The following is a 4,926-nucleotide window of genomic DNA, read 5'->3' as shown; positions in this document are numbered from 1 at the left end:
GGAACCCACCCTGCCCCCCTATGAGGCAAACGTGCTGACCGGCGAAGCCCGGGATGCGGACTATCCCGTGGGCCAGCGTGTCACCGGCGTCATGGTCAACAACATCACGGTGGCCCGCCCCCAGCGCGGCCTTTCCCGTGCCCAGATGCTGTTTGAAATCAAGGTCGAGGGCGGCATCACCCGTTTTATGGCCCTGTTCAATGACTATAATGATATTGAGGAGATCGGACCCGTCCGCTCCGGCCGCGACCAGTTCTTCCAGCTGATTCTGCCCTGGCAGGCGCTGTACGTGCACGAGGGCGAAAGCGTCTTCATGCGCCAGTACGCCAAGGAGTACGAGTACGGCCTGCTCAACAACAACGACGCCGCCAACGGTTACCGTGATTACAACCGTGTGAACTGGCAAGGCCTGAGCTACGGCAACGGTCTGGCACTGGAGCACACCATGTACACCAGCGGCGAGAACATCAAGAAGTATATCGACGACAACGGCGTGGATATGAACCGCGACTACAACTCCACCTTCTTCAACTTCGTGGACTACCGCACCAACGAGGTGCGTGACCTGTCCAACAGCCTGGACAGCGCCTACAGCGACAAGTACGGCCCGGTGGTGCAGCCCGGCGAGTATGTGGCCATCACCCATTCCCAGAGCTACAAGACCCGGTTCCTGTATGACTCGGCGTCCAACACCTACAAGATGCAGCAGTATTACTCCAACGACGGTTCCTGGCGGGATACCATCGACGAGGAGTATGACCAGCAGCTGGCCTTCACCAACCTGGTCATCGTCTACACCGATATGGCCGCCTATCCCGGCGACAGCCATGACATCCAGAACGTGGATTACGGCAACGGCGGCATCGGCTACTACTGCTACGGCGGCAAGATCGAAAAGATTTACTGGCAGAAAGGCACGCCTCTGGAAGCCCTGCGCCTGTACTACCTGACCGAGGACGGCCAGTGCAGCGATACCCCGCTGGATGTGAACATCGGCAAGAGCTACGTCACCGTGGTGGATATTGACGAAGCCGGCAACCTGAACACCGGCACCCTGGCCGATTACGATCTGGCCGCCAGTGACGCCGCCACCAGCGAAGCTGTGGTCAACGACAGCGACGTGGAAGCCGCCGAAGGCGAAGAACTGGGTCAGAGCCTGGACGAGATCACCGGCTGATCCTGAACAAACCGCACAAGAAAAGGCGCACAGCTGCCGCCCCTGCCCGGGGCGCGCCGTGCGCCTTTGCGGCTATCATCCGGGGCACTGTACCCCAAACCGTATAGAGGGAAACGTATGAAAAAATCCATCCGCATGGCGGCTGTGGCATTGTCGGTCCTGATACTGGCCGGCTGCTCGGCGCCCGGTTCATCCCAATCCGTTCAGCAGCCCACCGCGGCGCCCACGGCCGAACCCACGCCCACCCCGGCGCCGGTCAACAACACCAATCCGCTGACCGGCCAGACCACCGACACCGACTACAACAGCCAGCGTCCCGTGGCCGTGACCATCCGCAACGGGGACGGCGCCACCCCCCAGTGGGGTGTGGGCAAGGCAGATCTGCTGGTGGAGGGGGTCAGCCAGGGGTATGACACCAACCTGACCGCCGTCTTTGCCACCCGGGACGCCATCAGCAAGGTGGGGCCGGTGGGGCCGGCAACCGACCTGGGCCTGCAGTTTGTGCTGCCGCTGAACGCGGTGCCGGTACACATCAACAAGACGGTGTACGCCTCCAACCTGCTCAACGTCCTGACTTACCAGGACATGGACGGGCTGAACGTGGGCACTTCCGGCTTCACCTTTGACGCCGACCGCTATGCCAGCGGATACCGGGAGGAAAACTGCTGGTACACCACAGCGGACCAGATCACCGCCGGCCTGGCCAACTACAGCATGGACACCACCGGCGCCAACATGCCCCTGTTCCACTTTGAGGAGCGCAAAGCCCCGGCAAGCCAGAACGGCGTCAATCTGTACCTGACCTTCTCCCAGACGGCGGGGGCCGAGCTCAAATACAACGCCGATACGGGCCTGTACCTGCGCCACAACTTTGACGGCACCCCCACCATGGACGCGGACACCGGGGAACAGGCTGCCTTCAAAAATGTGGTGGTGCTGTATGCCTCCAGCGGCATCAAGGACGACGGCTACACCCGCCAGTATGACCTGTCCGGTGGCACCGGCCTGTATCTGACCGACGGCGCCTGGCAGGAAATCCGCTGGACCAAGAGGGACGCCGCCGCGCCCCTGTCCCTCACCGATGCTTCCGGTGCCACCCTGGCCGTCAACCCCGGCAAGACCTATCTGGCCATCTGGGGCGGCTATTACGGCCAGGCCATCCAGCTGTTTGCGGCGGACGGCACCGAGCAGACCCTGCCCGCCAGGCCCGCCCTGCTGGAAAGCGCCGTCTCGGACGAGGCCGCCGCTGCGGCCCAGCAGCAACAGGACGTGAAGAACGCGCTGCTGACGGCCCGGGAGGAACTGTCCGCGGCCCAGCAGGCGGTGAATGATGCCGCCGCCACCGAGGACCCGGCCGACGATGCCGCGGCCTCGGAGCGTCTGGCTGCCGCCAATGATGCCCTGAACGCGGCCCAGGCTGCCTACGATGCCATGTTCGGCACACCCACCCCGGCACCCGAGGGCGATACCGGCGAACCCGCCGCCGCGGATTCCGCCGAAAGCGAACCTGCCGCCGAATAATTTCGATTAAAAAGCGCCCCGGCAAGCACTGCTTGCCGGGGCGTTTCCGGTTCTCTCAGTCCTGACCGTCCAGGTATCCCAGGGGCACCACGTCGTAGGCCTCGGCCAGGTGGTCCCGCATCCACATGGCGGCGTCCAGCCGCAGGCTGTAGCCGCATCCCGGGTCGGTCATCCATTCTTCGGGGCGGCGCTGGGGTAGGGCGTGCCGGGCCAGCATGTTCAGGATCACCCCGCCGTGGGTCACGCAGGCGGCCTCCTCGGTGTGGGTCTTGATCATGAATTCAAACAGCTTCATCAGCATGCTGCCGGACCGCTCGGCAAAGGCCTGGCGGCTTTCCGCGCCCTCGGGCACCGTCTCGCTGGTGGGATCCATCCAGGCGGCAAAGGCGGGGTCTTTGGCCAGGTCGGTGAGCAGCCGGTTCTCAAACACGCCGAAGCCCATCTCCCGCAGGTCCTGCAGCACGATGGTGCGCACCCCGGGGTAAAGGATTTCGGCGGTCTCTTTGGCGCGCAGCAGGGGAGAGGTGAACACCAGGCTTACCTGGGGGTATTCGAACTGCTGTTTCAGCGAAAGCAGGTCGGCCTTGCCCTCCTCGCACAAAGGCAGGTCGGTGCCGCTGCCGATGTAGCGGCCTTCCAGGTTGGCGGCCGTCAGGCCGTGACGGATCAGATGCAGCTTGTAATATTTCAAGGTCAGGTCCTCCCGTAGGAAAAATAGCGTTGAAAAACAGAAAAACAAAAGATTACAAATTTATTACAATTTATGGCTCTTTCCGGCTTTGCCAGAATTTGGGGGCACAATATTTGCACCTCAGGTTTGTTGGCAGGTCCAATATCTAGTTGATGGTGGCACTTGCCCGCACAAACTGCCGGAAATCTGCCGAAAAAATTGACGAAAATGGTCTTTACAAAGCGTTTTTTCACAGATATAATCAACACTATGTAAAGAGTGTGAAGGACGGCAACAAGATGGCAATGGAATTCAACCGAATTATCACCCTGCTGCGAAAAGAACGTGGCATCACGCAGAAACAGGCGGCCAGCGACCTGGGCATCAGCCAGGCGCAGCTTTCCCATTACGAAAAAGGCATCCGGGAATGCGGCCTGGAATTTGTGGTGCAGGTGGCCGATTATTACGGTGTTTCGTGTGATTATCTGCTGGGGCGCAGTGCGGAGCGCAGCGGCCAGACCATCACGGTGGAGGATCTGCCCGAAGGCAGTTCCACCTCCGGCAGTGTCTACCGCGGCAGCGTCCTGCCCACCATGTACAAAAAACTCATCGAAAATTCGTTGGATATCCTGTTTGACAAGCTGGACCAGTGCCACGACAAGCGGGTGGTCACGGCGGTCAGCAACTATCTGATGCTGGCGGTCTACGGCATGTTCCGCCAGCTGTACCAGGCGGCGCCCAAGAACGTGGCCAGTCTGTTCCGGGTCAGCCCGGCCCGGTGGCAGCACGCCGCCGACGCGGCCATGGCCTGCCAACAGGGAGAACTGGCGGCGGTCCTGGCCGGGGAGGATGAGGGCGGTCCCGCCCCCGATCCGGCGGTGTTCAACATGACCACCGAAAGTCTGGCCCGGGAATACCCCCGCCATGCCACCAGCCTGATGAACCTGGTCAAAAACAGTGAGGAGACCGTGCGCGGTACCCAGCACTGAGGCTTACATCATGGCAAGGGCCTTGCGGCAGGCGCCGCAGATGGGCTTGCCGTGGAAGATCACCACGTCGTCGGCCACATCGCCGCAGAATTCACAGCAGCCGGCCGGACGGTATTTGCGCAGCACAATGCAGTCCGAATCGGTCATGATTTCCAAGGGTGTATCCGGCGTAATGCCGTACTGTTTGCGCAGGTCTTTGGGCAGCACAATGCGTCCCAGACCGTCCACATTCCGGATGATGCCTGTCGATTTCATGGTGGGTTCCCTCCCGCTCTGTGCCCCGCCGCGAAAAAACGCGGACCAAGGCGTTATTTGTGGCCGGATAACTACATTTGCTGTCGAATCCTGACGTCGGCCTCAATTTCTTGTGGATAGTATACGATATTTTGGAAGATTTGTCAATATTTGGAAATAAAACCAGACTCTTGGTTTTTTATGCAAAAAACTGCCGTCCCGCATGGCGCGGGGCGGCAGTTTTTCTTATGGCGCCGAATAGGCATGATAAAATCCCCCAGTTCAACTGGGGGTGGATAAAAAATACTTTAGTGAAGAGAAAGAACCTCCTGTGC

General features: G+C 60.7%; 5 protein-coding genes. 3 read left to right on the top strand and 2 right to left on the bottom strand.

Annotation, left to right across the window (positions count from 1 at the left end; translation table 11 throughout):
* Together H6B15_RS15015 and H6B15_RS15010 are read left to right on the top strand one after the other, a co-directional pair.
* On the top strand, nucleotides 1-1,177 hold a 1,177-nt coding region (locus tag H6B15_RS15015), incomplete at its 5' end, for a DUF3048 domain-containing protein (protein WP_204648817.1).
* A 117-nt stretch (nucleotides 1,178-1,294) separates the two neighbouring features.
* Nucleotides 1,295-2,698 carry a DUF3048 C-terminal domain-containing protein gene (locus H6B15_RS15010; protein WP_204648816.1) on the top strand — a complete coding sequence of 468 codons (1,404 nt, stop codon included), beginning with the start codon at nucleotides 1,295-1,297 and terminating at the stop codon, nucleotides 2,696-2,698.
* 55 nt (nucleotides 2,699-2,753) lie between these two features.
* Here H6B15_RS15010 and H6B15_RS15005 read toward each other — a convergent pair whose 3' ends face one another.
* Nucleotides 2,754-3,389, bottom strand: coding sequence for a histidine phosphatase family protein (locus H6B15_RS15005; protein WP_204648815.1), 636 nt, complete (start codon nucleotides 3,387-3,389; stop codon nucleotides 2,754-2,756).
* 278 nt (nucleotides 3,390-3,667) lie between these two features.
* Here H6B15_RS15005 and H6B15_RS15000 point away from each other — a divergent pair, with 278 nt between their 5' ends.
* Nucleotides 3,668-4,357 (top strand): helix-turn-helix domain-containing protein, encoded by a 690-nt coding sequence (locus H6B15_RS15000; RefSeq protein WP_204648814.1) that lies wholly within the window; start codon nucleotides 3,668-3,670, stop codon nucleotides 4,355-4,357.
* Between the two features lie 3 nt (nucleotides 4,358-4,360).
* Here the strand turns inward: H6B15_RS15000 and H6B15_RS14995 are convergent, their stop codons facing one another.
* Nucleotides 4,361-4,612 (bottom strand): AbrB/MazE/SpoVT family DNA-binding domain-containing protein, encoded by a 252-nt coding sequence (locus H6B15_RS14995; protein WP_204648813.1) that lies wholly within the window; start codon nucleotides 4,610-4,612, stop codon nucleotides 4,361-4,363.
* Nucleotides 4,613-4,926: the final 314 nt, after the last annotated feature.

Source organism: Gemmiger formicilis, assembly GCF_016900095.1.
Taxonomy (GTDB): domain Bacteria; phylum Bacillota; class Clostridia; order Oscillospirales; family Ruminococcaceae; genus Gemmiger; species Gemmiger formicilis_A.
Note: the sequence above shows the minus strand (reverse complement) of the source record. Positions and strands in the feature narration are given on the sequence as shown.

Bases quoted from the DNA above. Each gene is read 5' to 3' on its own strand.
- H6B15_RS15010 (WP_204648816.1), top strand. From the start codon at position 1,295: ATGAAAAAATCCATCCGCATGGCGGCTGTGGCATTGTCGGTCCTGATA.
- H6B15_RS14995 (WP_204648813.1), bottom strand. From the start codon at position 4,612: ATGAAATCGACAGGCATCATCCGGAATGTGGACGGTCTGGGACGCATT.
- H6B15_RS15000 (WP_204648814.1), top strand. From the start codon at position 3,668: ATGGCAATGGAATTCAACCGAATTATCACCCTGCTGCGAAAAGAACGT.